The organism is Diaphorobacter caeni (assembly GCF_015354245.1).
GTDB lineage: Bacteria > Pseudomonadota > Gammaproteobacteria > Burkholderiales > Burkholderiaceae_C > Diaphorobacter_A > Diaphorobacter_A caeni.
Genome location: NZ_JADKYZ010000008.1, coordinates 240,231 through 265,484, shown reverse-complemented (window position 1 = coordinate 265,484; position 25,254 = coordinate 240,231). Strand labels below are relative to the sequence as shown.

The following is a 25,254-nucleotide window of genomic DNA, read 5'->3' as shown; positions in this document are numbered from 1 at the left end:
CGGAGAGGGGCGGACACTTGAGAGAAGTGACCAAGAGCGGCCCGGATGGCAAACGTCAAAGTTGCGCAAGGGCCTGAGGGGCGTGCGGGCGGCAGGATGTCGATGGACATGCTGGGCAGTGGACTGCCGCGGTTCACACAAGCGTCCATGTGTTGCGGAGCAACGGGACGCGAAAGGCATCAGGGCCGGACATTCGGCCGAGGCGCCGGAGTGGGTTCACAAAAAATGCAAACGCTATCCGACAGGGACATTCACTGCAAAAAACAGCGAATTACCTGCATGGCAGGTTGTGAAACATCCTTGAATTATAACCATTGCATCTTTGAATGTCAATAATCGGATCAGTTTGTATCTATAGACCGTGATCCAGCGCCGATCCGGGCGCCGCACATTTCCGCGTCACATGCGTTTTTCGACTATCGATATCGGGAATCCGTCAGCGCGCAGGGAAAACACCGGGCTGGGTGTGTTGACCCATGTCAGCTTCGTTCCTAGAATAAAAAATATGAAATGACGTTTCAAATATTGGAACGATAACAAGCCACTTCCGCCGTCGATGTCCGACCGGATCCGCCGCACAGGAGCACGCAAGCCACCATGTCGAGACCGTTCGAAAACCTTCGCATTCTGGATTTCACGCGCTTTCTGTCGGGGCCGTTCGCCACGCACCAGTTCGCGCTGCAAGGTGCTGAGGTCATCAAGATCGAACCGCCCACCGGCGACGACACGCGCACCATCACCGTCAACAAGGAACTGGCCGCGCAGAAGATGGCGCCGGCCTTCATGGCGGTGAACACCAACAAGCGCAGCGTGGTGCTTGATCTCAAGCAGCACGCTGCCATCGAGTTGATCCATCGCATGGTGCAGGAGGCCGACATCGTCTGGGAGAACTTCCGCCCCGGTGTGATGGACAAACTGGGCCTCGGCTACGAGGCGCTCAAGGCGCTCAATCCGCGTCTCATCTACTGCTCGATCTCGGGTTTTGGCCACACCGGGCCGGAGAAGCACACGCCTGCGTTCGACGGCAAGATCCAGGCGATGTCGGGGGTGATGTCGATCACCGGCGAGCCCGAGCATGGCCCGATGCGCGCGGGTTTCGCGCTGTGCGATGTGCTCAGCGGCATGACGGCGGCCTTCGCGGTGTCCACCGCGCTGTACCAGCGCACGCAGACGGGGCAAGGCCAGCATGTGGACGTGTCCATGCTTGATGCGAGCCTGAGTTTTCTCTCCACGCAGGTGGCGGATTTCACCGTCGCCCGGACGCCGCAGCGCCAGTTCGGCAATCTCTCGATGAGTCGCAAGCCCACGGCCGATCGCTTCCGGTGCGGAGATGGCTACATCGTGCTCGCGGCGATGACCGAGGCGCAGTTCCAGCGTCTGTTCGTGGCGCTCGGCCGCGAGGATGTGCTGGCGGACGAGCGGTTCAAGGACTGGTTCACCCGCTATGAGCACCGCCACGCGCTGCGCGAAATCATCGAGTCGGCCTTCGGCGAACAATCGCCGGAACACTGGGAGCCGGTGCTCGAACGCGCCGATGTGCCCTGCGCGCGCGTGATGCGCATCGACGAGATCGTGGAGCACCCGCAACTGCAGGCGCGCCAGGTGCTGCAGCAGGTGGTGTCATCGCAGGGCACGCACACGCTGGTCGGACCGGGCTTTCATCTGGGGGGCGAGGAGGGCGGTGGTGGCGTGATCCATCGCGCCGCGCCAACGCTCGGCGAGCACACCGAAGAGGTGCTGCGCGCCATGGGCCTTCGGGATGAAGACATCGCGCTGCTGGGCGGTCGCGCGTGAAGCTTCCGATGCCGCATTGTCCGTTCGTCGTTTCGTTCGTTTTTTCATTCAGCCAGATTTGAAAAGGAAGTCTTCACCATGAGCATCAGCATCGATCTTCAGACCGCGCCACCCCTGACATCGCGCCGCAACGTGCTGCGCGCGGCGGCGCTTGCCGCGCTCGGCGCCACGGTGCTCCAAGACGTGCTTGCGCAAAGCGAGTTCGCGGGCAAGACGGTGCGCATCATCGTGCCGTTCACGCCAGGCAGCGGCTCGGACACGGCGGCCCGTTTCTTCGGCGAGCGCGCGGGCAAGGCGATGGGCACGAGCTTCGTGGTGGAGAACAAGCCCGGCGGCAATGGCCTGATCACCATCGGCACGGTGAAGGGCGCCCCCGCGGACGGCTACACCATCCTGCTCGGCAACATCTCGCTGATGGTGGTGAATCCGGTCATGCTCAAGGACATCAGCTACGACTCGGTCGGCGACTTCACTCCGGTCACCGGGCTGTATCGCGGACCGGCGGTCTATGCGGTCGCGCCCAATTCGCCGATCCAGTCGCTGGAGGATCTGGTCGCGCGCGCGAAGAAGGAGCCCATCAGCGTGGGCACCTATTCGCAGGGCTACCAGCTCGGCGCGGCCTATCTCGCAAGCCTGGCGGGCGCCAAGTTTCAGGACATTCCATACAAGGGCCAGGCTCCGCTGATGTCTGACCTCATGGGCGACCAGGTGCAGGCCGGCTTGCTCGACTGGGGCGGCGCGATCACGAGCATCAAGGCCGGCAAGCTCCGTCCGCTGGCCATCACCAGCGTGCAGCGCCACCATGCCGTGCCCGAGCTGAAGACGGTGCGCGAATGCGGCTATCCTGAGTACGACCATTACAGTTGGGTGGGCTTTTTCGTGCGCAAGGGCACGCCCGAGTCGCTTCGCCAGACACTGGCGCAAGCGGTGGAGAAGATCAAGCAGACCGACGAGGCCAGACGCTTTGCCGACGAGAGTCTGGGCGGCGAGCTGATGCTGCAGTCGCCAGCGGAAATCACGGCGCTGATCCAGCAGCAGATTCAGCGCTTCAAGGCGATCGCCAAGCAGGCGGGCATCGCGCAGGTGTAGATCGTTTTTTGGAGAATCAAGACATGACAAGCAATGCCCCCAAGCTGCCCAGCGTGGAAGAGGCCAACGCCGAATCCAGCGACGGCCTCGGCATGGCCCATTCCGGCGACGTGCCGGTGCCCTACATGCAGCGCACGCGTGACTGGTATCTGGCGCTCGGCTACAACAATCCGTACCGCTATTCGCACTACGCCGAAGTGCCGTTCACGCCGCTGACCAAGCCGCTCGCGCAATGCACCGTGGCGCTGCTCACCACCGCGTCGCCCTACCAGCCCGACAAGGGACCGCAGGGCCCCGGTGCGCCCTACAACGCGGCCGCCAAGTTCTACGAGCCCTACATGGGCGACACGGGAGTGGACCACGACCTGCGCATCGCGCACGTCGGCATCGACCGCAAGCACACCTCGATGGAAGACGGCAACGCATGGTTCCCATTGCCGGTGATGCGCCGTTTTGTCGAGGAGGGGCGCATCGGCCGGCTGACGAAAAATTTCCACGGTGTGCCGACCAACCGCAGCCAGCGACACACGCTGGAGGTGGACATTCCGCTGATCATCGAGCGCTGCAAGGCGGAGGGCGCCGACGTCGCCGTGCTCGTGCCCAACTGCCCCATCTGCCACCAGAGCATCGCCCTCACGGCGCGCGCGCTGGAGGCGGCCGGCATCCCCACCGTGATCATGGGCTGCGCCAAGGACATCATCGAGTACGTGGGCGTGCCACGCTTTCTGTTCTCCGACTTCCCGCTGGGCAATGGCGCGGGGAAGCCGCACGACCCCGAGTCTCAGCGTGCCACGCTGGAACTCGCACTGCGCGTGCTGGAAACCGCTCCCGCGGCCCGCACCACCGTGCAGTCCCCGCAGGTCTGGAGCGACAGTTGGGAATGGAAGCTCGACTACTCCAACGTCGACCGCGTCAGCCCGGAAGAGATCGCCCGCCTCAAGGCCGAGAATGACAAGGCCAAGGAAACGGCCAAGGCCATCAGAGAAAAACTGGCGGAACCAACATAACAAGAAAGCAAAGAGCAAAAAGGCCCCGGACTCGGTATTGAAGCAGCGGGCCAGAGAAGCAAGCAGAGCGCTCGAATCCACCACCCCAACGGCAGGACAGCCATCGAGACGCGACGCAGAGCCGCAGACAGCAGTTCTCTACGGCAAGGCTCTGCAACAAAGTATCGAGGGCTGTCTTGCCGTCTTCAAACGACCAACCCATCGAAGCCAACGGCTTCGCAAGAGCAAACAAAAAAAGCCAGAAGCAAACCGCCTCTGGCTTCAACAAAAAACAAAGCAATCAATGCGCCTTGTCGCTGCCGTGGCCTTGGTTCAGGAGCCGATCGGTGAGGGCGATGGCGAGGGCGCTGAGCAGGAAGGTAATGTGGATCGCGGTTTGAGCAATCAACACCCGGTCCGAGTAATTGTCCGCGTTGATGAACGTCTTGAGCAGATGAATCGAGCTGATGCCGATTATGGCCGTTGCCAGCTTCACCTTGAGCACGGAGGCGTTCACATGGCTCAGCCACTCCGGCTGGTCGGGGTGGCCCTCGAGGTTCAGGCGCGAGACAAAGGTTTCATATCCGCCCACGATCACCATGATCAAAAGGTTGGAGATCATCACCACGTCGATCAGCGCAAGCACGACCAGCATGATCACGGTCTCGTTGAGCGTGGTGATCGGCGCGGTCGTCTTGTAGCCAATGCTGGTGACGAGCTTGTCGAGCGCGGTGGTGCTGCCGAAAGCGGCCTCGACCAGGTGAACGAGTTCCACCCAGAAGTGAAAGACGTAGATGCCCTGCGCGGCGATGAGGCCGAGGTACAGAGGCAGCTGGAGCCAGCGGCTGGCGAAGATCAACGCGGGAAGGGGGCGCAGCGGTGCGGAGTTCATGACGGACGGTGTGATGTGCTGAGATGGATGCGATGGGCGCAGGCCTGACGCCGTCCGCTCGTCCGGGAACAGCAAAGCCGCCAGATCGGGAGGCCCGGCGGCGTCGAAGGATGGGGGCGGGACAGGCAAGTCAGTTTCTGCGGCCGGCGAGTATCCCAGCATGCGGAATTTTCATGACCCGCCGAGGGGGCTTTTCGCGGATCACCGGAACTGCTCCAAAAAGTCACAGGGAAAAACCTGAGGCGTGCACCAATACCTGAGTCAGGGTGACGTAAGAGCGGCGTTCGATATTATCCGGACAAGTAGTCAACCTTGGAGACAAAGATATGAGCGCCATTGAGTCCGTGCTGGTGGAAAACCGCGTGTTCCCGCCCGCCGATAGTTTTGTGAAGGCCGCCCGAGTGTCTGGCATGGCCGGATACCAGGCACTTTGCGACGAAGCCGAGAAGGATTTCGAAGGCTTCTGGGCTCGACTGGCGCGCGAGAACGTTCAGTGGAGCAAGCCCTTCACCCAGACGCTGGATGAGTCCAACGCGCCGTTCTTCAAGTGGTTTGCCGACGGGGAGCTCAACGCGAGCGCCAATTGCCTCGACAAGCACATCGGCACGCCCACGGAGAACAAGACCGCGATCATCTTCGAGGCCGACGACGGCACCGTCACCAAGGTCACCTTCAAGGAGCTGCTCGCCCGCGTGAGCCAGTTCGCCAACGCGCTCAAGGCGCATGGCATCAAGAAGGGCGACCGCGTCCTGATCTACATGCCCATGACCATCGAAGGCGTGGTCGCGATGCAGGCCTGCGCCCGCATCGGCGCCACGCACAGCGTGGTGTTCGGTGGCTTCTCGGCCAAGGCGGTGAACGAGCGCATCGTGGACGTGGGCGCCGTCGCCGTGATCACGGCCAACTACCAGTTGCGCGGCGGCAAGGAATTGCCGCTCAAGGCCATCGTCGACGAAGCCATCGACGCGGGTGGCTGCGAAGGCGTCAAGAACGTCTTCGTGTTCGAGCGCACCCCGACCGCCTGCAAGATGGTGGCCGGCCGCGACAAGACCTTCGGCGAGATTCTGGCCGGCCAGAGCAGCGAATGCGCGCCGGTGCCGGTAGAGGCCGAGCATCCGCTGTTCATCCTCTACACCAGCGGCTCCACCGGCAAGCCCAAGGGCGTGCAGCACGCCACCGGCGGCTATCTGCTGTGGGCCAAGGTGACGATGGACTGGACCTTCGACGCCAAGCCCGACGACGTGTTCTGGTGCACGGCCGACATTGGTTGGATCACCGGCCACACCTATGTCACCTACGGACCGCTCGCGGCCGGCATCACGCAGGTCGTGTTCGAGGGCATCCCGACGTTCCCCCACGCGGGCCGCTTCTGGGAGATGATCCAGCGACACAAGGTCACCACCTTCTACACAGCGCCCACGGCCATCCGTTCGCTGATCAAGGCGGCGGATTCTGACGAGAAGGTGCATCCGAAGAACTGGGATCTGTCGAGCCTGCGCATGCTCGGCAGCGTCGGCGAGCCGATCAACCCCGAAGCCTGGATGTGGTATCACCGCAATATCGGCTACGAGCGCTGCCCCATCGTCGACACCTTCTGGCAGACGGAAACCGGTGGCCACGTCATCACTCCGCTGCCCGGCGCGACGCCGCTGGTGCCGGGCTCGTGCACGCTGCCGCTGCCGGGCATCACCGCCGCCATCGTGGACGAGTCAGGCAACGACATGCCCAATGGCGCGGGTGGCATCTTGGTGATCAAGAAGCCGTGGCCCTCGATGATCCGCACGATCTGGAACGACCCGGAGCGCTTCAAGAAGAGCTACTTCCCCGAAGAGCTCAAGGGCTACTACCTCGCGGGTGACGGCGCGGTGCGCAATGCCGACAACGCCTACTTCCGCATCACCGGCCGCATCGACGACGTGCTCAACGTCTCGGGCCACCGCATGGGCACGATGGAAATCGAATCCGCGCTGGTCGCCAAGACCGACCTTGTTGCCGAGGCTGCCGTGGTCGGACGTCCCGACGACGTGACCGGCGAGGCCATCTGCGCCTTCGTGGTGTTGAAGCGTGGCCGCCCGACCGGCGACGAGGCCAAGGCCATCGCCACCGAACTGCGCAACTGGGTCGCCAAGGAAATCGGCCCCATCGCCAAGCCCAAGGACATCCGTTTCGGCGACAACCTGCCCAAGACCCGCAGCGGCAAGATCATGCGCCGTCTGCTGCGCTCGCTGGCCAAGGGCGAGGAAATCACGCAGGACACCAGCACACTGGAAAATCCCGCCATCTTGGATCAATTGGCGGAAACCAATTGATCCAAGCAGGGCGCGAAGCGGCCTGATGCGCAGCGCGCATGGTGGGATTGGGAAAGCACTCATATCGCGCAGCGATGTGATGTGTTTGCCAAAATCCCGCCATCCTGGATCAATTGGCGGAAACCAATTGATCCAGGCAGGGCGCGAAGCGGTGTGACGTGTTTGTCTCAATCCGGTGATTCTGGATTGGCTGACAGATAGGAGTTGATGTCGCTTTGAGCGCGCAATCAGGCGCAACGACCTCTGCAAGGCCCGCAGCCTCCCGGTTGCTGGCCTTTTTCTTTTCCGTTTTGTCAACAATCTGTAGGACTCGGGCGGAAATATCCGTCAATTCCACAGCGGGCGTGCTTCATCGGATACAAACAAGGTTTCCCATCGCCAATTGATTTGGCAAGACTCTGCACTGAGGGAGTTTGCATCCATGAATTCAAGAACCATCATCCTGCTGCTGATCTCCATCGTCATCGCGGCGCTCGCCGTGCTGAACTGGCACACCCTGATCACTCCCACCACCGTGTCGCTCGGCGTGACCGAGATAGAGGCGCCGCTCGGAGCCATCATGCTGGGGCTGACGATTCTGCTCTGCGTGTTCTTTCTGGCCTATGTGCTCACGCTGCACGGCTCGGTGCTCATGGAGACCCGTCGCCACGTCAAGGAAATGGCCGCCCAGCGCGATCTGGCGGACAAGGCCGAGCTGTCGCGCTTCACCGAGCTGCGCCAGTTTCTCGAAACCCAGCAGCGCCAGCAGCAGGATCTGCTCAATGCGCGCATGGACGCCATGGAAGCCCGCGTGACGGCGCGCACGGCCGAGGCTGAGAACGTGACCGCCGCCTTCATGGGCCAGCTGGAGGACCAGTTGCGCGGACGCGGCGCGCCCGCTTCGGTGCCAAGCCGCATCGCCGATGTCGACGTGGGGGCGTTCAAGCCGTCCGGCGACCGTTTCTGAGCTCGGTCCGCTTCTGCAAGCAACAAAAAACGCCGTGCTGCAGGATTGCAGCACGGCGTTTTGCGTTCAAAGGAGCAACACCCAAGCGTCGCTCCGTGGAGTGATCGTTCAGGTCACTTCAGCGTCAGCACCCACTCGGCGAGCTTCTTGGCGTCGGCGTCGTTGACCTGAGCGTTGGCGGGCATGGGCACGGGGCCCCACACGCCGGAGCCGCCCTTGATGATCTTGCCTGCGAGCGAGTCGACCGCGCCGGCCTTGCCTGCGTACTTGGCGGCCACTTCCTTGAAGGCTGGGCCGACCAGCTTCTTGTCCACCGCGTGGCAGGCCATGCAGTTCTTGGCGGTCGCGAGGGCCTGGTCAGCGAAGGCCGGGGCTGCCACCGCGAGTGTCATTGCGAGAGTGATCAGGGAGCGCTTCATCTTCTTTTCCTATCTTCCGTGGGTTACAGTTACTGCTACTTAATGCGATTGTAGTGATCGGGGTTGACCGGAATCGATGATCCCGTTCAAGAAATCCGGGTCTCGGGGTCGGATGAGTTTTTACTTGTCGGATGCAATCCACGCTCGCAAACGAACAAATCGACAGGCATTCTGGAGGAATCAACCGTGTACACATTGGTTTTGGGGATTTTGCTGGTCCTTCTCAAATATCTCGAGGTCAGCCCCGTGGTCAATTGGTCATGGTGGGCCGTGCTGTCTCCGTTTGCCGTCTCCGCCATCTGGTGGGCCTGGGCCGATGCCTCCGGATACACCAAGCGCAAGGCCATGGAAAAGATGGATCAGCGTCGCCAGGACCGCATCGACCGCGCCAAGCAGGCCATGGGTCGCAACGATCGCCGCAGGTGAATCGCGTCTTCGAGGCGAAGGCAGTGTGTCTTTTGACATGACATGGTGCGGATGTTGCGCTTGGCCTGCGTGAACCTTGATGTGTCCTGTGTAAAGCCTATGCAAACACGCACGGAGCGGCGCGAAGGTCGATGGCCCCTCTCCGAAAGCAGGACGGCCGCTGCGAGATAATCGACGGATAGCGTCCGGCGCGCTTTCGCAGGAGCCCACAAGGCTTCCCCACCCAGCCAGCCGGGCACCTGACCCGGCTTACCCTGCGGGCCTACGGAGCTTTTTTGATAAATTGGCTGGCCTCGTCGAGAGCGCTCTCAGCCCGGAAAAGTCTTTCTTCAAGTTTCTTCTCAGTAACCACGATGCCCGCATACCGTTCCAAAACATCCACCGCCGGTCGCAACATGGCTGGAGCCCGTTCGCTCTGGCGCGCCACCGGCATGAAAGACGGCGATTTCTCCAAGCCGATCATCGCCGTGGTCAACTCGTTCACCCAGTTCGTGCCGGGCCACGTGCACCTCAAGGATCTGGGCCAGCTCGTCGCACGCGAGATTGAAGCCGCAGGCGGCGTCGCCAAGGAATTCAACACCATCGCCGTGGACGACGGCATCGCCATGGGCCACGACGGCATGCTGTACTCGCTGCCCAGCCGCGAAATCATCGCCGACTCGGTTGAGTACATGGTGAACGCGCACTGCGCCGACGCGATGGTCTGCATCTCCAACTGCGACAAGATCACCCCCGGCATGCTGATGGCCGCGATGCGCCTGAACATCCCGGTCGTGTTCGTCTCCGGTGGCCCGATGGAAGCCGGCAAGGTCAAGCTGGCCGTGCCGGCGGCCGACGGCACCAAGACCATTCAGATCAAGAAGCTCGACCTGATCGACGCCATGGTGATGGCCGCCGACGACAAGGTGAGCGATGCCGACGTGGCCGAAGTCGAGCGCTCGGCCTGCCCGACCTGCGGTTCTTGCTCGGGCATGTTCACCGCCAACTCCATGAATTGCCTGGCCGAGGCGCTGGGTCTGGCGCTGCCGGGCAACGGCACCGTGGTGGCCACGCACGCCGACCGTGAGCAGCTCTTCAAGCGCGCCGGTCGTCTGGCCGTCGATCTGTGCCAGCGCTACTACGAGCAGGAAGACGCGAGCATCCTGCCGCGCTCGGTGGGCTTCAAGGCGTTCGAGAACGCCATCACGCTCGACATCGCCATGGGCGGATCGACTAACACGATTCTTCACCTGCTGGCCATCGCCCAGGAAGCCGAGATCGACTTCACGATGCGCGACATCGACCGCCTTTCGCGCACCGTGCCGCAGCTGTGCAAGGTCGCGCCCAACACCAACAAGTACCACATCGAAGACGTGCATCGCGCAGGCGGCATCATGGCGATCCTCGGCGAGCTGGACCGCGCGGGCAAGCTGCACACCGACGTGCCCACCGTCCATGCCAGGACCATGAAGGAAGCGCTCGCGCAATGGGACATCACCCAGACGCAGGACGACGCCGTCAAGACCTTCTACATGGCGGGCCCCGCAGGCATTCCCACGCAGGTCGCGTTCAGCCAGAACACCCGCTGGCCCAGCCTCGACCTTGACCGCGCCGAGGGCTGCATCCGCTCCTATGAGCATGCGTTCTCGAAGGAGGGCGGTCTGGCGGTGCTCACCGGCAACATCGCGCTCGACGGCTGCGTGGTGAAGACTGCGGGCGTGGACGACTCCATCCTCGTGTTCGAAGGCCCGGCCCACGTGGTCGAGTCGCAGGACGAAGCCGTGGAGAACATCCTCGCCGACAAGGTGAAGGCGGGCGACGTGGTCGTCGTGCGCTATGAAGGCCCCAAGGGCGGCCCCGGCATGCAGGAAATGCTCTACCCCACGAGCTACATCAAGTCCAAGGGTCTCGGCAAGGCCTGCGCGCTGCTCACCGACGGTCGCTTCTCTGGCGGCACTTCGGGCCTGTCGATCGGTCACTGCTCGCCCGAGGCGGCTGCCGGTGGTGCGATTGGCTTGGTGCGCAACGGCGACAAGATCCGCATCGACATCCCCAACCGCACCATCAACGTGCTGGTGAGCGACGAAGAACTCGCCAAGCGCCGCGAAGAGCAGAACGCCATCGGCTGGAAGCCCGCCAAGCCCCGTCCACGCAAGGTGTCCACCGCGCTCAAGGCCTACGCCAAGCTGGTGACGTCCGCCGACAAGGGCGCCGTGCGCGACGCGAAGCTGCTGGAAGATTGATCGACAGCGATCCATCGCGTTGAACGAAAAAAGCCGCCTGCATCGCAAGATCAGGCGGCTTTTTCGTGGGCCGTGATTTCAGCAGGACCAGAAGGTGTAGGGGAAGCTGGTGAGCAGCTGGTACTTGATGAAGAACGCCACGCCCACGGACGCACCCATGCCGATCAGAGTGACAAGACGCCAGCGAAAGGCGCTTCGGCGGATCAGCTGTTTCCTGTCTGCGGTGAACATGCCCTGCTGCAGGATGCCTTCGGTCTGTCTGCGCGCCATCACTTCTGCGGCCAGCAGCGGCAGCAGTGCCGCAATCAGCGTCATGAGTTTGGGCTTGGCATAGCACGGAGCGAGTTCATGGGTGCCCGTGATGAGCGAGAACAGCACGCCGGCAAGCACGATGGGCACGATCGACCATTTCCACGCGATGCTTTTGAATATGGCATCGGCATATCGCTTGACGAGTTCCGTGCATTCGAGCGCGGTGTTCATGTCCAGCGTGCCTTCGCTGCTGTCGACGACGCTCTGGATCTTTTCGCGCGAGGCCAAGGGATGGGCGCGCACGGCAGTCAATTCGGGAATTCTGTCGAGTACTTCGTAGGCCTCCTGCAATTGGCTGGTGCGTCCCGGAGCCAGTGAAAAGCCGGAGTCGATGGTGTCGCGCAGATGGGTGAGCGACGACAGGTAGGCTTTCCTGAGCAGGCCTCCGTAGTCCACGACCGCGCGCTGCTTGCCCAGCGCAATGATGGGGTAGTGCGCGCCCCGGTATTTGAGACCCACCTGATGCACCGGAATGTCCAATGCGTGCGAGCTTTGCAGCGTCGCGCCACCCATCATCACGTGCTGAACAGGTCGGCTCAAGGCCCCGTATTGGATGAAGTCCGCGGAGCCGATGTCATTGAAGAGCAATCGCTGCAGCTTCTGGTCTTCCACCGCTCCCAACAGTTCGTCGGTGACCTTGATCTCCACGGCGACGGTGCCGGTGGCGTGCAGGCAACCTTCGGCATCGCATTGCTTGCATTGAACCTTGCCCTGACACTTGCAGGTTTGGCATCCCACGGTTCCATCGCCGTCGCAATGGCTGCAGCGAACCTGTCCGTGAACATCGCAGTCCCCGCACGGCACCGTGCCGGAGACGCCGCATTGATAGCATTTTTCCGTGACCTGGCGGGTGCGGGAATCGTACTGCTGGGTATTGTGATTCCACTCCGAATATGACTCCTGCCGGGTGGTGATCGGGTTGCCGTGGCAGTTGGAGCAGGTGTAGCGCTTGGAGCCAGCGCACTGTCGGCAAGTGTGTGCGCCCGAGCCTCTGCAGTCACCGCAGGTGAGCTCTCCATGCCCTTTGCAGGCGCTGCATTGAATCTGACATTGCCCCTTGCATTGCGGGCAAACGTATTCAATGCCGAGTGTGGATGGCGGGTTGTCAAACAGGGGCGCATTGCCAACGAGACGGCGGTAGCTGCCTTGGTCTTCTTGTGCCCAGCGCAGAAGGTTTTCACTGCCTTCGCTCAACAGGCGATCGGCTTCTGCGGCCATCGCATTGAAGAGTGCGCGTTCGTTGTCGAGCCGGATGACTTCGCGTGGCAGCGGTCCGGTGTACTTTTGAATGTCCGGCGAGACGTGAATCTTTTGCGACGTTCGCAACTCCAGCTTTTGGATGAAGGAGGATTCGTCGCCAATGGCTTGAATGCCATGATTCTCGGAAGCCGTGATGGATTCGAACTTGCGCTGAACAGAAGCCAGGAGTGTCTCGCTCATTTTCCCTCTGCGATTGTGTTTGTTGTTGCGAGGAGGGGATCCGGTGCAGGTGATGTCCCCATGCTGCGAGCAAATTCTATGGGAACGGTTTTGTTAATGTGGCTTTTCGATGTTCTGATGCATGGAATGTGATTCTTGTGGATTCATCGCCACAAAGCGATGCGCGCAAGGCAACCGGGAGCCTGTTCCCAGACTCCCGGTGGATGGGCCTTGCGCGGCTCAATGCGCCGTGGCGCTGTCGACTTCTGCTTGCGGAATCTTGCCGAAGTTGCCGGTGCGCATGTCTTGCATGGCCTGCGCGATTTCTGCGTTGGTGTTCATGACGAACGGGCCATAGCCCACCACGGCTTCGTCAATCGGCTCGCCCGAGAGCCACAGCACAGTGACGTCGTTGTTGGCTTCAAGCTGCAACGTGTCGCCCTCGCGATCGACGTGCACCAACTGGCCTTCGCGCACCACCTCTTCGCCGTTGATCAGCAGCGTGCCGTGCAGCACCACCAGCGCCAGCGTGTGGCCGGGCGTGGCGGGCAACTCGGCGGTGGCGCCAGCGGCAAGACGCACGTCCCACACGTTGATCGGCGTGTGCGTTTTGGCGGGGCCGCTGCCGTCGCCAAATTGACCTGCGATCACGCGCACGCGGCCTGCGCCGTTCGGCAGCGGGACGCTCGGGATGTCGTTGTTCAGCAGGTTCTGATAACCCGGTGCGCCCAGCTTGTCCTTGGCGGGCAGGTTCACCCAGAGCTGCACCATCTCCAGCATGCCGCCGGAGCGGGTGAAGGCTTCCGAGTGGAATTCCTCGTGCAGGATGCCCGATGCGGCGGTCATCCACTGCACGTCGCCTGGGCCGATGGTGCCGCCCGCGCCGGTGGAGTCGCGGTGGGCGACTTCGCCTTCATAGACGATGGTGACGGTCTCGAAACCCCGGTGCGGATGCACGCCCACGCCGCGCTGGGCGGAAGAGGGCGTGAACGACATCGGCCCCGCGTGGTCGAGGAGCAGGAACGGGCTCAACGCGCGGCCGTGGTCGCCGTAGCTGAACAGCGAGCGCACGGGAAACCCGTTGCCGACCCAGTGCGGTGGCGGGGCGTCATGGATGCCCAGAATCTTTTTCAGCATGGCTTTCTCCCGATGCGGGCGGCAGGTGCGTTGTTCCTGCCGCCGTTGAACATGGAGAGAGTATGGGGGCGGAACACGGAGCGCAGTAGAGGGCAAAATCCGGCATGACTGTTCTGATTTTGGAACAATCTCGGAGCCCTCACGAACTGCGTCCGTCTGTCTCCCAAAGTCTGTGGGAGCCGTCTTCCCGCACCGAGATCAGGCGCCAGCGGAGGGCGACGATTGTGTCTGCAGATAGTTCTGAAGGCCGATCAGATCGATCAGGCCGAGTTGCTTTTCGAGCCAGTAGGCGTGGTCTTCCTCGGTGTCGCGCAGCTGGGCCAGCAGGATGTCGCGGCTCACGTAATCCTTGTGCTGCTCGCACAGCGCCATGGTGGCCTTGAGGTTGGCGCGCACGGTGTATTCGGTCTCGAGATCCTTCTTGAGCATCTCGACCACGGTGTCGCCGGGCTCGAATGGGTGCGGGCGCATGTCGGGCTTGCCTTCGAGCATCAGGATGCGGCGCAGGATGGCGTCGGCGTGCGCGGTTTCCTCTTCCATCTCATGGCCGATGCGCTCGTACAGGCGCACGAAGCCCTGATCTTCGTATTGGCGCGAATGGATGAAATACTGGTCGCGAGCGGCCAGCTCGCCGCGCAGCAATTCCTTGAGGCTTTCGATGACTTCGGGGATACCTTGCATGGTGATCTTCTTTCTTTTTGGGATACTGATAAACCCGAAGTATGACGGCCGAATCGCCCATCGCAAAATCAATTAACCGAGATTGCGAATTGGGTGATTCTGACTCGCATTCATGGGCCTGCGGAGCCACCAGGCGACCCCCACCAGAACGACCAGCGCGAACACATTGATCGCCTGCCAGCCGAGCGTCTGCATCAGCGCGCCGCAACTGAACGACATGATGGCCGCGACGGCGCTGTTGGTCCATTCCATCATCGGCTGCGCGGTGGCGCGCTCTTCGGCCGAATGCGCGAGCGTCAGCAAAGTGGTGCCCGCAAGCAGCATCAGATTCCAGCCTGCACCCAGCAGCAGCGAGCTGACGAGAAACAGCGTGGCCGACAGCCCGCTCAATGCCAGTGCCGCACTGGCGGCGAGCAGCAGAGCGCCGATCCACGCGACCGGCCGCGCGCCCCAGCGATCGACCAGCGAGCCCGCCATCAGCGATGGCAGAAACATGCCGAGCACATGCCACTGGATCACGTGCGTCGATGTCGCCAGCGCATGGCCGTGGCCGTGCATGGCGAGCGGCGTGGCATTCATCACCAGAATCATCAGCCCATGTCCGCAAGCCGTGATGCACAGCGCCTGACGCACGGCGGGGCGCGACCAGAGGTCACGGCGCAGCTCCTTGCTGGAGGGTGCGGGTCGTGCGTTGGCGGGCGATGCGACGGCGTTTTCCGGCAGCCAGTTCAACAGCAGAAAGGCGCACAGCGCCAGCACCGAGATGAACACATAGGCTCCGGCCATCGGCGTGGCAAGCCAGTTCACCGCGTGCAGCGCCACGCCGGGGGCGAACAGGGCAGCGGCGATGCCACCCGCCACCACCCAGGCGGCGGCGCGACCCTTGTGCTGCGCGTCGATACCGTCGAGCGCGGCAAACCGGTAGAACCCGGCAGATGCCTGGTACACGCCGAGCAGCAGCATCGCGCAGCAAAACAGCAGAAAGCTCCCTGCATGCACGGCATAGGCGGCCAGCAACCCGGCCGCGATGCCGAACACCGCGCCGCGCTGCAAGCCACGTCTTCGTCCGCGCAGTTGCATCCAGCGCGCGAGCGCGCCCACGGCCAGCAGATTGCCGAGCACCAGCAATGCCAGCGGCAGCGTCGCGAGAAGTGACGATGGCGCAAGGCGCTGGCCGATCAGCGCCGTCAGCGCGATGCCGATGATGGAGCAGGACCAGTAGAGGGCCTGGGCCGCGCTGAGCACGGCGAGTTGGGGATGGCGGCGAAGAATCATCATGAGAGGTGGACTCCACGGAGAAAACCAAGGGCGCAGGAAAGCCCGGCCGCAGCACGCTCGGCACTGCGGAAATGAAGCGGGGACGGAGGGTGTCGCGGAGTGAAATCAGCCGGAGCCGAAGCGCTCGGCAAAGGCCTGCGGGCTCACCGCGAGATGCTTGTGGAAGCTGCGGCGCAGGTTTTCCGGATGTCCAAACCCGCAGAGCCGGGCGACGGTGGCCACGCTCGCCTGCTGCTGTCCGAGCAGGGCCGAGGCGGCCTCGACGCGCACGCGCTCCACATACTTCGCGGGCGTGGTGCCCAGCTCCTTTTGAAACACCCGTGCGAGCGTGCGTGGTGGCAGGCAGGATTGCTCGGCCAGACGGTCCACGCTGAGGTCGGAGCCGATCTGCCCGGGAATCCAGTCAAGCAGTTGCGCCAGACGCGGGGCCTGCGTGGTCTCGGGCGCGAGCAGCGGGCTGAACTGAGCCTGACCGCCGGGCCGTCGCATGAACATCACCAGTTGCCGCGCAACTGCAAGCGCGCTCGCACGGCCCAGATCGGCCTCAACCAGCGCCAGCGCCAGATCGATGCCCGCCGTCACTCCGGCCGAGGTGAACAGATGGCCGTAGACCGGATGCCCGGCTTCGAAGGTGTGCAGCCGGTCGCCGTCCACCGCGATGTCGGGCTTCATCTCGCGCAGTTGATCGACCCGGCACCAGTGCGTGGTCGCCGCCATGCCATCGAGCAGCCCCGCGCGCGCCAGCACCAGCGCGCCCGAGCAGACGGAGCCGAGCCGCATCACGCGCGGCTCGATGTGCTGTAGCCATGCCCGCAGCGCCTCGTCATGCTGGATCACGTCAATGCCGTCGCCGCCGGGAATCAACACCGTGGAGTTGGTGGGCAGATCCAGACCGCGCCAACTGCCATCGGCCAGCATCCGGATGCCGCTCGAGGTGCTCACCGTGCCGCTTGCGTCGTCCGCAACCAGCAGCGTCTGATACCAGGCCCCCAGTCCCTGCTTGATGCGGATGTCGTTGGCCGTCGCGAACACCTGCAGCGGCCCGACGATGTCGAGAATCATCGCACCTTCATACCCGACGCAGACCACAAGATGGCCTTCGTCGGCGCGTGGAGGGTGGGCGGCAGGGGATGGCGTGGTGTTCCTTGGCATGGGCTCAGTGTGCGGCGGATTCAATGTGGCAGCAAGGACATCGATCGCACAGATTCTGCCAGTTTGTGCGTCTGCACGATCGGCCGAACGATCCGCATCGAGCGTCCGTTGCAAACCCGTGATGCCCGATGCGGACAGGCGCATGCGGCACAATGCCGCCCATGCTGATGTACCCGCATATCGATCCCGTGGCCCTGCAACTCGGCCCGCTCGCCATCCACTGGTATGGCATCACCTATCTGGTCGCTTTCGGCCTGTTCATGTTCCTCGGCACACGACGCCTGAAGCACGAACCCTACGCATCCATGACCGGAGAGCGCGCTTGGACACGCAAGGATGTGGAGGACATCCTGTTCCTCGGCGTCGTCGGCGTGGTCGTGGGTGGACGGCTCGGCTATTGCCTGTTCTACAAGCCGGGCTACTATCTGTCGCATCCGCTGGAAATCTTCTTCGTCTGGCAGGGCGGAATGAGCTTTCACGGCGGCATGCTCGGCGTGATCGCCTCGATGATCTGGTTCGCCCACTCGCGCAAACGTCCATGGCTCGAAGTGACCGACTTCATCGCACCCTGCGTCCCCACCGGCCTTGCCGCCGGACGCATCGGCAACTTCATCAACGGCGAACTCTGGGGCCGCTTCTCGTCACCCGATCTGCCGTGGGGCATGGTGTTCCCCCAGAGCGGCTCGATGCTGCCCCGGCATCCTTCGCAGATTTACCAAGTGCTGATGGAGGGCTTGCTGCTGTTCATCCTCTTGTGGCTGTACGCGCGCAAGCCACGGAAGCTGGGGGAGGTGTCGGCGGCTTTTCTTGTCGGCTATGGCGTGTTCCGCTTCATCGCGGAGTACTTCCGGGAGCCGGATGACTTCCTCGGGATTCTGTCTTTGGGGCTGAGCATGGGGCAGTGGTTGTGCTTGCCTATGATTCTGGCGGGGGCTGCCATGTGGGGGTGGGCTCACAAGCAGCGTTCTTGAATTTTTCTTCTGCTGCTTGTGCTGGGGGCGGAGGCCGGGAGTTCCGCCCGGCGGCGGAGTCACTTTTTGCTTGCGCGCAAAAAGTAACCAAAAACGCGCTTTTCAATACCCGCGGCAGAACTCACTTCGCTCCTGCGTCGCTTCGTTCGGACAACCGCCGCGAGCTAGATATTTCATAAGAGGTGTGTTCGGCACGTTGCTTCGCTCGTGCCGGGCATCTCGCGACTTCGCGAGATGCGGGAGGGCGAGAGCAGCCTTATTTGCGAACAGTCGCTTCAGCATTGCACACTCAAAAGAGCAGTGGGCGTTCGAGTCCTAACGCAGCTATGCAAACACCCCGGCACGAGCGAAGCGATGTGCCGACACACCTCTTCAAAACTGATCTCCGGCGGTTGTCCGAGCGGCGCGCGCAGCGCAAAGCGAGTTCTGCCGGATGACTTCCAAGCGCGTTTTTGATTACTTTTTGCGCGCAAGCAAAAAGTGATTGCCCCGCCGGAGGCAGTCCCGGCCTCCGTAAGCAACCCCCCAGCCAAACCACGCCAAGTCAACAAAACAGTATTTCAACGCGTAGAGAAATCAACGCGCAAGAAACTCCCGCACCATCGAGTTGAACACCTCCGCATGTTCCCACTGCGCCCAGTGCCCGCACTGGTTGAAGATGTGCATCTCCGCATTCGGAATCCCCCAGATCACGCGCAGTCCCACGTCCAGCGGCACGAAACGGTCATCGCGCCCCCAGATCACCAAGGTCTGGGCCTTGATCTCCGGGAGCCGGTGCCCGTAGTCGCTGAACTGCTTCGGAAAGACCTGCAGGCTCTTGACGAAATTCTCCAGATGGTCGCGGCGCGCGAGGATGTTGGCCAGGCGCTGTTGGTACAGCTCTTCCGTGAGGCTGCTCGCGTCGTAGACGAAGACGTTCATCATGCGCTTGAGATTCTCGACCGTGGGGTCGCGGTAGAGCGCACCGATGAGCTTGATGCCTTCGGTCGGCATGGGCACGAACTGGCTGGGGCCACCGGTGCCGCCGCCCATGAGGATGAGCTTGTCGACGTTTTGCGGGTTGGCGAGCGCGAAGCCGACCGCGCTGTGGGCGCCCATGGAGTTGCCGATGATGTGGACCTTGGCGATGCCGAGCTGGTCGAGCACCGCTTTCAGGCAGCGGGCATTCAGATCGCTGCGCGAGCCAGTGCTGATGATGGTGTCGCTCTTGCTCCAGCCGGGGCAGTCGAGCAGGATGACGCGGTAGCCCGCGCTGATGAGCGGCTCGATGTTGCGATGGAAATTCGCCCAGCCGCTCGCACCGGGGCCGGAACCGTGGAGCATGACCACGACTTGTTCGCCCGTGCCGACGTCGTTGTAGTGCAGTTGCAGGGGCTTGCCGTCTTCGGTGACGCCGTTGATGGTGATGAAGCGGCTGGTCGCTGCTTCGGTGATTTCCGTGGTCATGTCGATGTCCTTTTGCTGTGTGTCTCTTGGGCGGCCGGTTGTGCCGTCTTCAGTCGATGGAGGCGCCGCTGGCCTTGACGAGCGCTGACCAGCGCATCTGCTCGTTGCGCATGTACTTGCCAAAGTCTTCGGGCGAGGAGGCGAAGCTCTGCATGCCCTGGTCGTTGAAGCGCTTGACCACGTCGGGGTCCTTCAATGCGGCGGCGAAGGCCTGGTTCAGGCGTTGCACGATGGGAGCGGGCGTGCCGGCCTTCACGACGGCGCCGAACCACACGCCGGCGTTGATGCCGTTCACGCCGAGCTCGGCGACGGTGGGGACGTCGGGCATCTGCGGCGAGCGCTTGTCGGCGGCGATGGCGACGGGCTTGAGGCGCTTGCCCGCGATCAGCGGGGCGGTGGTGATGACCGGATCGAACATGAAGTCGACCTGGCCACCCATCACGTCCTGCAGCGCAGGGGCAGAGCCCTTGTAGGCGACATGGCTGAAGTTGCCGCCGACCTTGGTGCGGAACATTTCTCCGAGCAGGTGGCCGATGGAGCCCACGCCCTGCGATGCGAAGGTGAGGCCGTTGGTGCGCGACTTGGCCTGCTGGATCACGTCGTTCAGGCTGCTCATAGGGCTGTTGGCAGGTACGACCAGCACCAGCGGCGACGAGGCCAGCGGAGTGACGGGCGTGAAGTCCTTGTTGGGGTCGTACGAGAAGTTGCGGTACAGCGTGGGGTTGATCGCGAACATTTCGGTGGCGGCGACGAAGAGGGTGTGGCCGTCCGCGGGCTGCTGGCGCACGGCGCCCGCAGCGATCTGGCCGCCGCCGCCAGGGCGGTTGTCGACGATGACGGGCTTGCCGAGCTGGTCACTGACCTTGGTGGCGAGCGTGCGGGTCACGTTGTCCGTGATGCCGCCAGCGGGAAACGGCACGACGATGGTGATGGCCTTGGTCGGGAAGCTGCCCTTGGCCGCCGTGGACTGCGCCTGCGCGCCAACAGGGAGCAGTGCGATGCCGACGGCCAGGGTCAGGGCAGAGGTGGCGGAGCGGATGGAAAAGGAGCGACGACGATTGCGCATGATGATGTCTCTGTGGTCTTTTGGGATGGACGTTTGAACGTCCTGTCGGGAGCGGGAAAAAGTGAGGCTCAATGGCCGAATTGGGCGCGCACGCAGCCCACGCCGGAGATGCGAGCCTCGAAGCGGTCACCCGGCAGCACAGGCACCATCGGACCGAGTGCGCCGGTCAACACGAGATCGCCCGCGCGCAGCGGCGTGCCGAGGCTTGCGAGCTTGCGCGCCAGCCACACGCTGGCGTTGAGCGGATGGCCGAGACAGGCGGCGCCGTTGCCGGTGGAGACGATGTCTGTGCCAATGTCGGTGCCGGTGCCGCGCGTCATCGTCATCTCGCAGAGCTTGAGATCGAGCGCGTTGAGCTTGGTGGGCACGCCGCCGAGCACGACGAGGCCGCTCGACGCGTTGTCGGCGACGGTGTCGATGAAGCGGATGTTCCACTGGGCGATGCGGCTGCTGACGATTTCGATGGCAGGCAGTACATAGGCGGTTGCGTTGATCACGTCGACCAGAGTGGCGTCGACCAGATCGAGATCGCGCTCAAGCACCAGCGCGACCTCGGCCTCGACCTTGGGCTGCAGCGTGCGTGTGAGTGGGATGACTTCATCATCGCCATGGACCATGTCGGCGAACAGCGTGCCGAAGTCGGGCTGGTCTACGCCAAGCTGCTTTTGCACGGCGAGCGAGGTCAGGCCGATCTTGCGGCCGACGATGCGGCGACCCTGCGATTGGGCGTGGCGCACGTTGGCGAGCTGCACGGCGTAGGCCGTCTCGTTGTCGGGAATTTCATCGCGCAGTGGCGCGATGGGGGTTGCATTGGCCTCGGCCTCGCGAAGGCGTTCTGCCCAGCGTGCGATGTCTTGGGTTGGAGCGTTCATGGAGCGTTGAAGGGATGGTTTGAATTCGGCGGATGCGTTCAGTTCTTGGTATGCATGAACATCACGCCGTAGCCCGCGATCAGCGCGGGCATGCAGCGGTAGGACTGGAGCGGGCAGGGCAGTTCGGTATTCAGCGGCAGGGCGCTGCGGGCGACGAGCCACGTCTTGGATTCGTGCGCGGAGTTGCCTGCTTCTTTCGATATGGATTCCTCGCTCGTCGCGCAGAGCGCATCGAGTTCACCGCTTGCCATGGCGTGCATCCAGTGGCGGTCCCATTCGGGGTTGAGCGGCTTCATCCACGCTTCGCCGTTGGCAAGCGCCATGCCGGCGGCTTTCACGCGCTCGGTCTTGGCGTCGCGCTCCTGCTGGGTGGGCGTTCGCTTGTCGGTGATGCGCTCGCGAATCGCCGGATCGGGGTGTTCCATGGTGGGCACCGGCGGTTCGTGCGACAGGCCGCCCGAGCCGATCAGCAGCGTGCGCTGGGGCAAGGTGTCGAGAAATCGGCCGATGCTCTGGCCCAGCGCGCGGCAGCGCGAGAGGCGCGCGATGCTCGGCTGCGCGACGGAGTTCACGAACATCGGGATGACGGGCGGCGTGTTCATCTCGTCGTCCCACAGGAACTGCAGCGCCTGCGAGAATCCATGATCGACCCGCATGCGGCGCGACACCGCCATGTCGAAATCGTCGTCCATCAGGTGACTGGCAAGCGCGAGCGCCTGGTCCTGCGCGACGTTGAGCGGGCCGGCGGGAGACAGGTAGTCGCCTACGGCCGTGGCCTCGGAGCCGATGCAGAACGGGGGCATGAGCTCGTTGAAGAAGCCGTTGTAGTGGTCGGGGCCGATCAGCACGATGAGCTCGGGCGCGAACTCGTGCACGAAGGTGCGAGCGGCGCTCACGGCAACGTCGATGGCCATCTGGTCCTCGTCATCGATGTGGTTGAGGCCCAGCAGCGGTGAATGCGACATGCCCAGAAAAGCGCGGCTGGCGCGTTGGGGAGAGGCGGTGTAGGTCATGCGTGCACCTCCATGCGGGCGTGCATCGCGTGGGCCAGTTGCTCGGTCACGTCCGAGACTTCCTGCGGCGAAGCGAGCGCGGCGACGAAGCGGTCGGGTCTTACGAAGACGATGGATTTGGACTGCGTGCTGAACCACTCCTTGATGCGGCCCTGGGCATCGCCGAGCGTGATGACGCCGTCTCCCGTCGGCGATGAATGCTGGAGTTGCACGCTCGGCATCACGCGGATGAGGCGCGCGCCGAGACGTCGCCAGAATTCGAGCGCGGACTCGTCCATGCCATAGCCCGGGTCCGTGCCCCAGGCGATGACGGCGAAGTGCAGGCCTATGACATCGTCGAGGCGCATGGTGTCGCCGGATGTGGTGGTGACGCGCGGCTGGATGAACATGCGGCCGATGGGGCTGGGCTCGGGCACCTGCAGACCATGCACGAGGCGACCGACCAGTGATTCCTTCTTCTCCGCCATCAGGCCGAGCAGGCGGCTCATCGGCGTGTCGCCCGAGCCGTCGAGCAGCCCGCCGAACGGCATCTTCGCGCCGCGATTGGTGGTGGCGGTCTGGTGCAGCACCACGCCCTGTTCGTAGCGCGGCATGGGCTTGAAGCGCATCTCGGCGAAGTACTGCTTGACGGGCGGCAGCACGTTGAGCGCGAGCATGGCGGTGTCGCGCACTTTGGCCACCGTGTGGCTTTCGGGCGCGAAGATGTCGCCCGCGACTTCGGAGAGGTGGATCATGCTGCGTGCGTGGGCGCGGCGCTCCTGCTCGTAGCTGTCGAGCAGCGCGGCGTCGGCCTGGCCCTGGACGACCATCGCGAGCTTCCATGCGAGATTGCCCGCGTCGCGCATGCCGCTGTTGTAGCCCTGTCCCTGCCACACGGGCATGATGTGCGCAGCGTCGCCCGCCAGCAGGATGCGGCCCACGCGAAAGCGCGCGGCAAGGCGGGCGTTGTGGGTGTAGACGCGCTTGCGGATGTAGTCCACCTTGTCGGGATCGGCGACGACCTTCTGCATGAGCTTGGCGAGGTTCTCGGGCTTGGAGAGCTCTTCCTCGGTCTCGCCGGGCATCACCATGAACTCGAAGCGGCGGATGCCGTGGGGCAGGGCGGCCGAGACATAGGGACGCTCGGGGTCGCAGTGCATGTCGATGTGCGGCGTGCCGAGCGGGTCGTTGCGCACGTCGACGACGATCCATTGGTTGGGTTTGGTGCGCCCTTATAGGGCACGTTGAGTGTGCGGCGCACGAGGCTGTTGCCGCCGTCGCAGGCGACCAGATAGCGGGCGGACACGCTGCGCTCGCTGCCGTCACCGCTCTTGATGGTGGCTTGCACGCCCGCGTCGTTCTGCGAGAACTGCTGGAGTTCATGGCCGAACAGCACTTGCACGTGCGGGAAGCGCTTGAGGCCCTGGTACAGGATCTCGTCGACCTGCGGCTGGATGAACGCATTGCGGCGCGACCAGCCGAACTCGTCGGTGCGCGGCTCGATGGAGGCGAAGCACTGACCGCTCGCGGTGTAGAAGCGCATCCAGTGATCGGGCGTGATGTGGGCCTGCACCTGATCAGCGAGTCCTGCGGCCTGCAGCGTGCGCAGTGCTTCGTCGTCGATGCCGATGGCGCGCGGGTAGTCAATGACCTGATCGAGCTTCTCGACCACCAGCACGCTGACGCCTGCGATGCCGAGTATGTTGGCGATGGTCAAACCCACCGGGCCCGCGCCGACGATGATCACGTCGTGCGAGTCGGATGCATGCTGTCTCGTTGGGGTGGCTGTCATGGGGCGTCTCCGTGAGAAATATCAGTGAAAGGCGATAAGCTTTGATGATTCTCAAGGCCTGCCGGTACACTGAGAACTGCGTGCACCAGGTGCACATAATTCCGCGAGCTAACCCTTAAGAACGTGTTTGCGATCTCCACACGGTCTTTCAGGCGCGGCCTCGTGCCGAGATCGACACACGCTCCAGGAAAAGTCTTTCATGACGACACGACGCGGGATTCCGGCCTCGTCTGCCGATGCCGACTACAAGGAAGTGCGCAGCCTCTCGCGCGGGCTTCAGGTGCTGCAGGCACTGAACCGCGCACCGGGCGGCATCGCCTCGACCACCGAAATCGCGCAGGTCTGTGGCGTGCATCGCACGACCGTCAAGCGCCTGCTCGAGACCTTGCGTGCCGATGGGTTCGTTCGGCGCGGCGAGAAGGAAGGGCAGTACTACCTGACGTTCGCCGTGCGCAGCCTGAGCGAAGGATTCGTGCATGACGACTGGGTCGATCAGGTCGCGCTGCCGCTGATGCGGGCGGCGCTTCCGGACCTGATGTGGCCTTGTGATCTGGGTGCGCTGGAGGGCGGCTTCATGGTGGTGCGCGAGAGCACGCACCGCTTCAGCCTGCTGTCTCAGCATCGCGGAATGATTGGCGAGAAGCTGCCGCTGTTCTTCACGGCCATGGGCCGCGCCTATCTGGCGGCCTGCTCGCAGGCCGAGCTGGAAGGGCTGCTCGCCTTGTTGGTGCAGCGCGACGACGCGGTGGGCGAGATGGCCCGCGACCGTGCCGCCGTCGATCGGCTGATCGCCGACACCCGTGAACGCGGCTATGCTGTGAATGACGGTGACTGGGATCGAGAAGCCGCGGTCGGTGCCATCGGTGTGCCGATCCTCTGCGCGGGCCGGCTGGTGGGAGGCATCAATCTGATCTTTCCGCGCGCGGCCGTGTCATCCGGTGAACTGGAAATCAGGTATCTGCCGCGCCTCAAGCGTCTGGCGGTGCGCATCGGAAAAGACATGCGCCCGTGGCTGCAAGGCAACGGCGAGTCTGCGTGAATACCCGAGTGGCA

At 63.3% G+C, this 25,254-nt stretch carries 21 protein-coding genes and 1 pseudogene; 10 read left to right on the top strand and 12 right to left on the bottom strand.

All coding sequences use genetic code 11. The features are described 5' to 3' along the window. Nucleotides 1–597: 597 nt before the first annotated feature. From ISG32_RS20070 to ISG32_RS20060, 3 genes are all read left to right on the top strand, one after another. Complete coding sequence (locus ISG32_RS20070) at nucleotides 598–1,794, top strand: CaiB/BaiF CoA transferase family protein (RefSeq protein ID WP_194772778.1); 1,197 nt, start codon at nucleotides 598–600, stop codon at nucleotides 1,792–1,794. A 78-nt stretch (nucleotides 1,795–1,872) separates the two neighbouring features. Then, nucleotides 1,873–2,883 (top strand): Bug family tripartite tricarboxylate transporter substrate binding protein, encoded by a 1,011-nt coding sequence (locus tag ISG32_RS20065; RefSeq protein WP_194772777.1) that lies wholly within the window; start codon nucleotides 1,873–1,875, stop codon nucleotides 2,881–2,883. A gap of 23 nt (nucleotides 2,884–2,906) precedes the next feature. Beyond that, nucleotides 2,907–3,890, top strand: a complete 984-nt coding sequence (locus ISG32_RS20060; protein ID WP_228529957.1) for a glycine/sarcosine/betaine reductase selenoprotein B family protein — start codon at nucleotides 2,907–2,909, stop codon at nucleotides 3,888–3,890. A 280-nt stretch (nucleotides 3,891–4,170) separates the two neighbouring features. Here ISG32_RS20060 and ISG32_RS20055 read toward each other — a convergent pair whose 3' ends face one another. After that, nucleotides 4,171–4,761, bottom strand: a complete 591-nt coding sequence (locus ISG32_RS20055; protein WP_194772875.1) for a YqhA family protein — start codon at nucleotides 4,759–4,761, stop codon at nucleotides 4,171–4,173. 326 nt (nucleotides 4,762–5,087) lie between these two features. Here ISG32_RS20055 and acs point away from each other — a divergent pair, with 326 nt between their 5' ends. Both acs and ISG32_RS20045 read left to right on the top strand, forming a co-directional pair. Continuing rightward, a complete protein-coding gene (gene acs / locus ISG32_RS20050; protein WP_194772776.1) occupies nucleotides 5,088–7,070 on the top strand; it encodes an acetate--CoA ligase in 1,983 nt (660 codons plus the stop codon). A gap of 421 nt (nucleotides 7,071–7,491) precedes the next feature. After that, on the top strand, nucleotides 7,492–8,016 hold the full coding sequence (locus ISG32_RS20045; protein ID WP_194772775.1) for a LapA family protein: 525 nt from the start codon (nucleotides 7,492–7,494) through the stop codon (nucleotides 8,014–8,016). Between the two features lie 113 nt (nucleotides 8,017–8,129). On the opposite strand, the gene ISG32_RS20040 is transcribed toward ISG32_RS20045, so the two are convergent. Beyond that, nucleotides 8,130–8,435, bottom strand: coding sequence for a c-type cytochrome (locus tag ISG32_RS20040; protein WP_194772774.1), 306 nt, complete (start codon nucleotides 8,433–8,435; stop codon nucleotides 8,130–8,132). A 186-nt stretch (nucleotides 8,436–8,621) separates the two neighbouring features. Between ISG32_RS20040 and ISG32_RS20035 the strand changes: the two genes are divergently transcribed. Both ISG32_RS20035 and ilvD read left to right on the top strand, forming a co-directional pair. Continuing rightward, nucleotides 8,622–8,861, top strand: a complete 240-nt coding sequence (locus ISG32_RS20035) for a TIGR04438 family Trp-rich protein (RefSeq protein WP_194772773.1) — start codon at nucleotides 8,622–8,624, stop codon at nucleotides 8,859–8,861. Nucleotides 8,862–9,214: 353 nt separating this feature from the next. Continuing rightward, nucleotides 9,215–11,083: a dihydroxy-acid dehydratase gene (gene ilvD / locus ISG32_RS20030; RefSeq protein ID WP_194772772.1), complete on the top strand. Its 1,869-nt coding sequence runs from the start codon at nucleotides 9,215–9,217 to the stop codon at nucleotides 11,081–11,083. Between the two features lie 78 nt (nucleotides 11,084–11,161). Here the strand turns inward: ilvD and ISG32_RS20025 are convergent, their stop codons facing one another. Further along, complete coding sequence (locus ISG32_RS20025) at nucleotides 11,162–12,133, bottom strand: hypothetical protein (RefSeq protein WP_194772771.1); 972 nt, start codon at nucleotides 12,131–12,133, stop codon at nucleotides 11,162–11,164. Nucleotides 12,134–12,412: 279 nt separating this feature from the next. On the opposite strand from ISG32_RS20025, the gene ISG32_RS20020 reads away from it, so the two are divergent. Continuing rightward, complete coding sequence (locus ISG32_RS20020; protein WP_194772770.1) at nucleotides 12,413–12,967, top strand: hypothetical protein; 555 nt, start codon at nucleotides 12,413–12,415, stop codon at nucleotides 12,965–12,967. Between the two features lie 87 nt (nucleotides 12,968–13,054). Here the strand turns inward: ISG32_RS20020 and ISG32_RS20015 are convergent, their stop codons facing one another. From ISG32_RS20015 to ISG32_RS20000, 4 genes are all read right to left on the bottom strand, one after another. Continuing rightward, entirely contained in the window at nucleotides 13,055–13,951 is an 897-nt protein-coding gene (locus tag ISG32_RS20015; RefSeq protein ID WP_194772769.1) for a pirin family protein, read from the bottom strand. A gap of 198 nt (nucleotides 13,952–14,149) precedes the next feature. Further along, nucleotides 14,150–14,632: a bacterioferritin gene (gene bfr, locus ISG32_RS20010; RefSeq protein WP_194772768.1), complete on the bottom strand. Its 483-nt coding sequence runs from the start codon at nucleotides 14,630–14,632 to the stop codon at nucleotides 14,150–14,152. Between the two features lie 72 nt (nucleotides 14,633–14,704). Then, complete coding sequence (locus ISG32_RS20005; protein WP_228529956.1) at nucleotides 14,705–15,910, bottom strand: MFS transporter; 1,206 nt, start codon at nucleotides 15,908–15,910, stop codon at nucleotides 14,705–14,707. 105 nt (nucleotides 15,911–16,015) lie between these two features. Beyond that, on the bottom strand, nucleotides 16,016–17,062 hold the full coding sequence (locus ISG32_RS20000) for a GlxA family transcriptional regulator (RefSeq protein ID WP_194772767.1): 1,047 nt from the start codon (nucleotides 17,060–17,062) through the stop codon (nucleotides 16,016–16,018). A 152-nt stretch (nucleotides 17,063–17,214) separates the two neighbouring features. Here ISG32_RS20000 and lgt point away from each other — a divergent pair, with 152 nt between their 5' ends. Continuing rightward, complete coding sequence (gene lgt / locus ISG32_RS19995) at nucleotides 17,215–18,033, top strand: prolipoprotein diacylglyceryl transferase (RefSeq protein WP_194772766.1); 819 nt, start codon at nucleotides 17,215–17,217, stop codon at nucleotides 18,031–18,033. A 576-nt stretch (nucleotides 18,034–18,609) separates the two neighbouring features. Here the strand turns inward: lgt and ISG32_RS19990 are convergent. From ISG32_RS19990 to ISG32_RS19970, 5 genes and pseudogenes are all read right to left on the bottom strand, one after another. Further along, nucleotides 18,610–19,479 (bottom strand): alpha/beta fold hydrolase, encoded by an 870-nt coding sequence (locus ISG32_RS19990; protein ID WP_194772765.1) that lies wholly within the window; start codon nucleotides 19,477–19,479, stop codon nucleotides 18,610–18,612. Between the two features lie 49 nt (nucleotides 19,480–19,528). Next, entirely contained in the window at nucleotides 19,529–20,545 is a 1,017-nt protein-coding gene (locus ISG32_RS19985; RefSeq protein ID WP_194772764.1) for a Bug family tripartite tricarboxylate transporter substrate binding protein, read from the bottom strand. A gap of 68 nt (nucleotides 20,546–20,613) precedes the next feature. Beyond that, nucleotides 20,614–21,417 carry a 2-keto-4-pentenoate hydratase gene (gene mhpD / locus ISG32_RS19980; protein ID WP_194772763.1) on the bottom strand — a complete coding sequence of 268 codons (804 nt, stop codon included), beginning with the start codon at nucleotides 21,415–21,417 and terminating at the stop codon, nucleotides 20,614–20,616. A gap of 38 nt (nucleotides 21,418–21,455) precedes the next feature. Further along, nucleotides 21,456–22,430 (bottom strand): 3-carboxyethylcatechol 2,3-dioxygenase, encoded by a 975-nt coding sequence (locus ISG32_RS19975; RefSeq protein WP_194772762.1) that lies wholly within the window; start codon nucleotides 22,428–22,430, stop codon nucleotides 21,456–21,458. Next, nucleotides 22,427–24,201: pseudogene (locus tag ISG32_RS19970) on the bottom strand (bifunctional 3-(3-hydroxy-phenyl)propionate/3-hydroxycinnamic acid hydroxylase). The gene ISG32_RS19975 and the pseudogene ISG32_RS19970 overlap by 4 nt, the downstream one beginning before the upstream one ends. Nucleotides 24,202–24,400: 199 nt before the next feature. Here ISG32_RS19970 and ISG32_RS19965 point away from each other — a divergent pair. Beyond that, a complete protein-coding gene (locus ISG32_RS19965; RefSeq protein WP_194772761.1) occupies nucleotides 24,401–25,240 on the top strand; it encodes a DNA-binding transcriptional regulator in 840 nt (279 codons plus the stop codon). Nucleotides 25,241–25,254 lie beyond the last annotated feature (14 nt).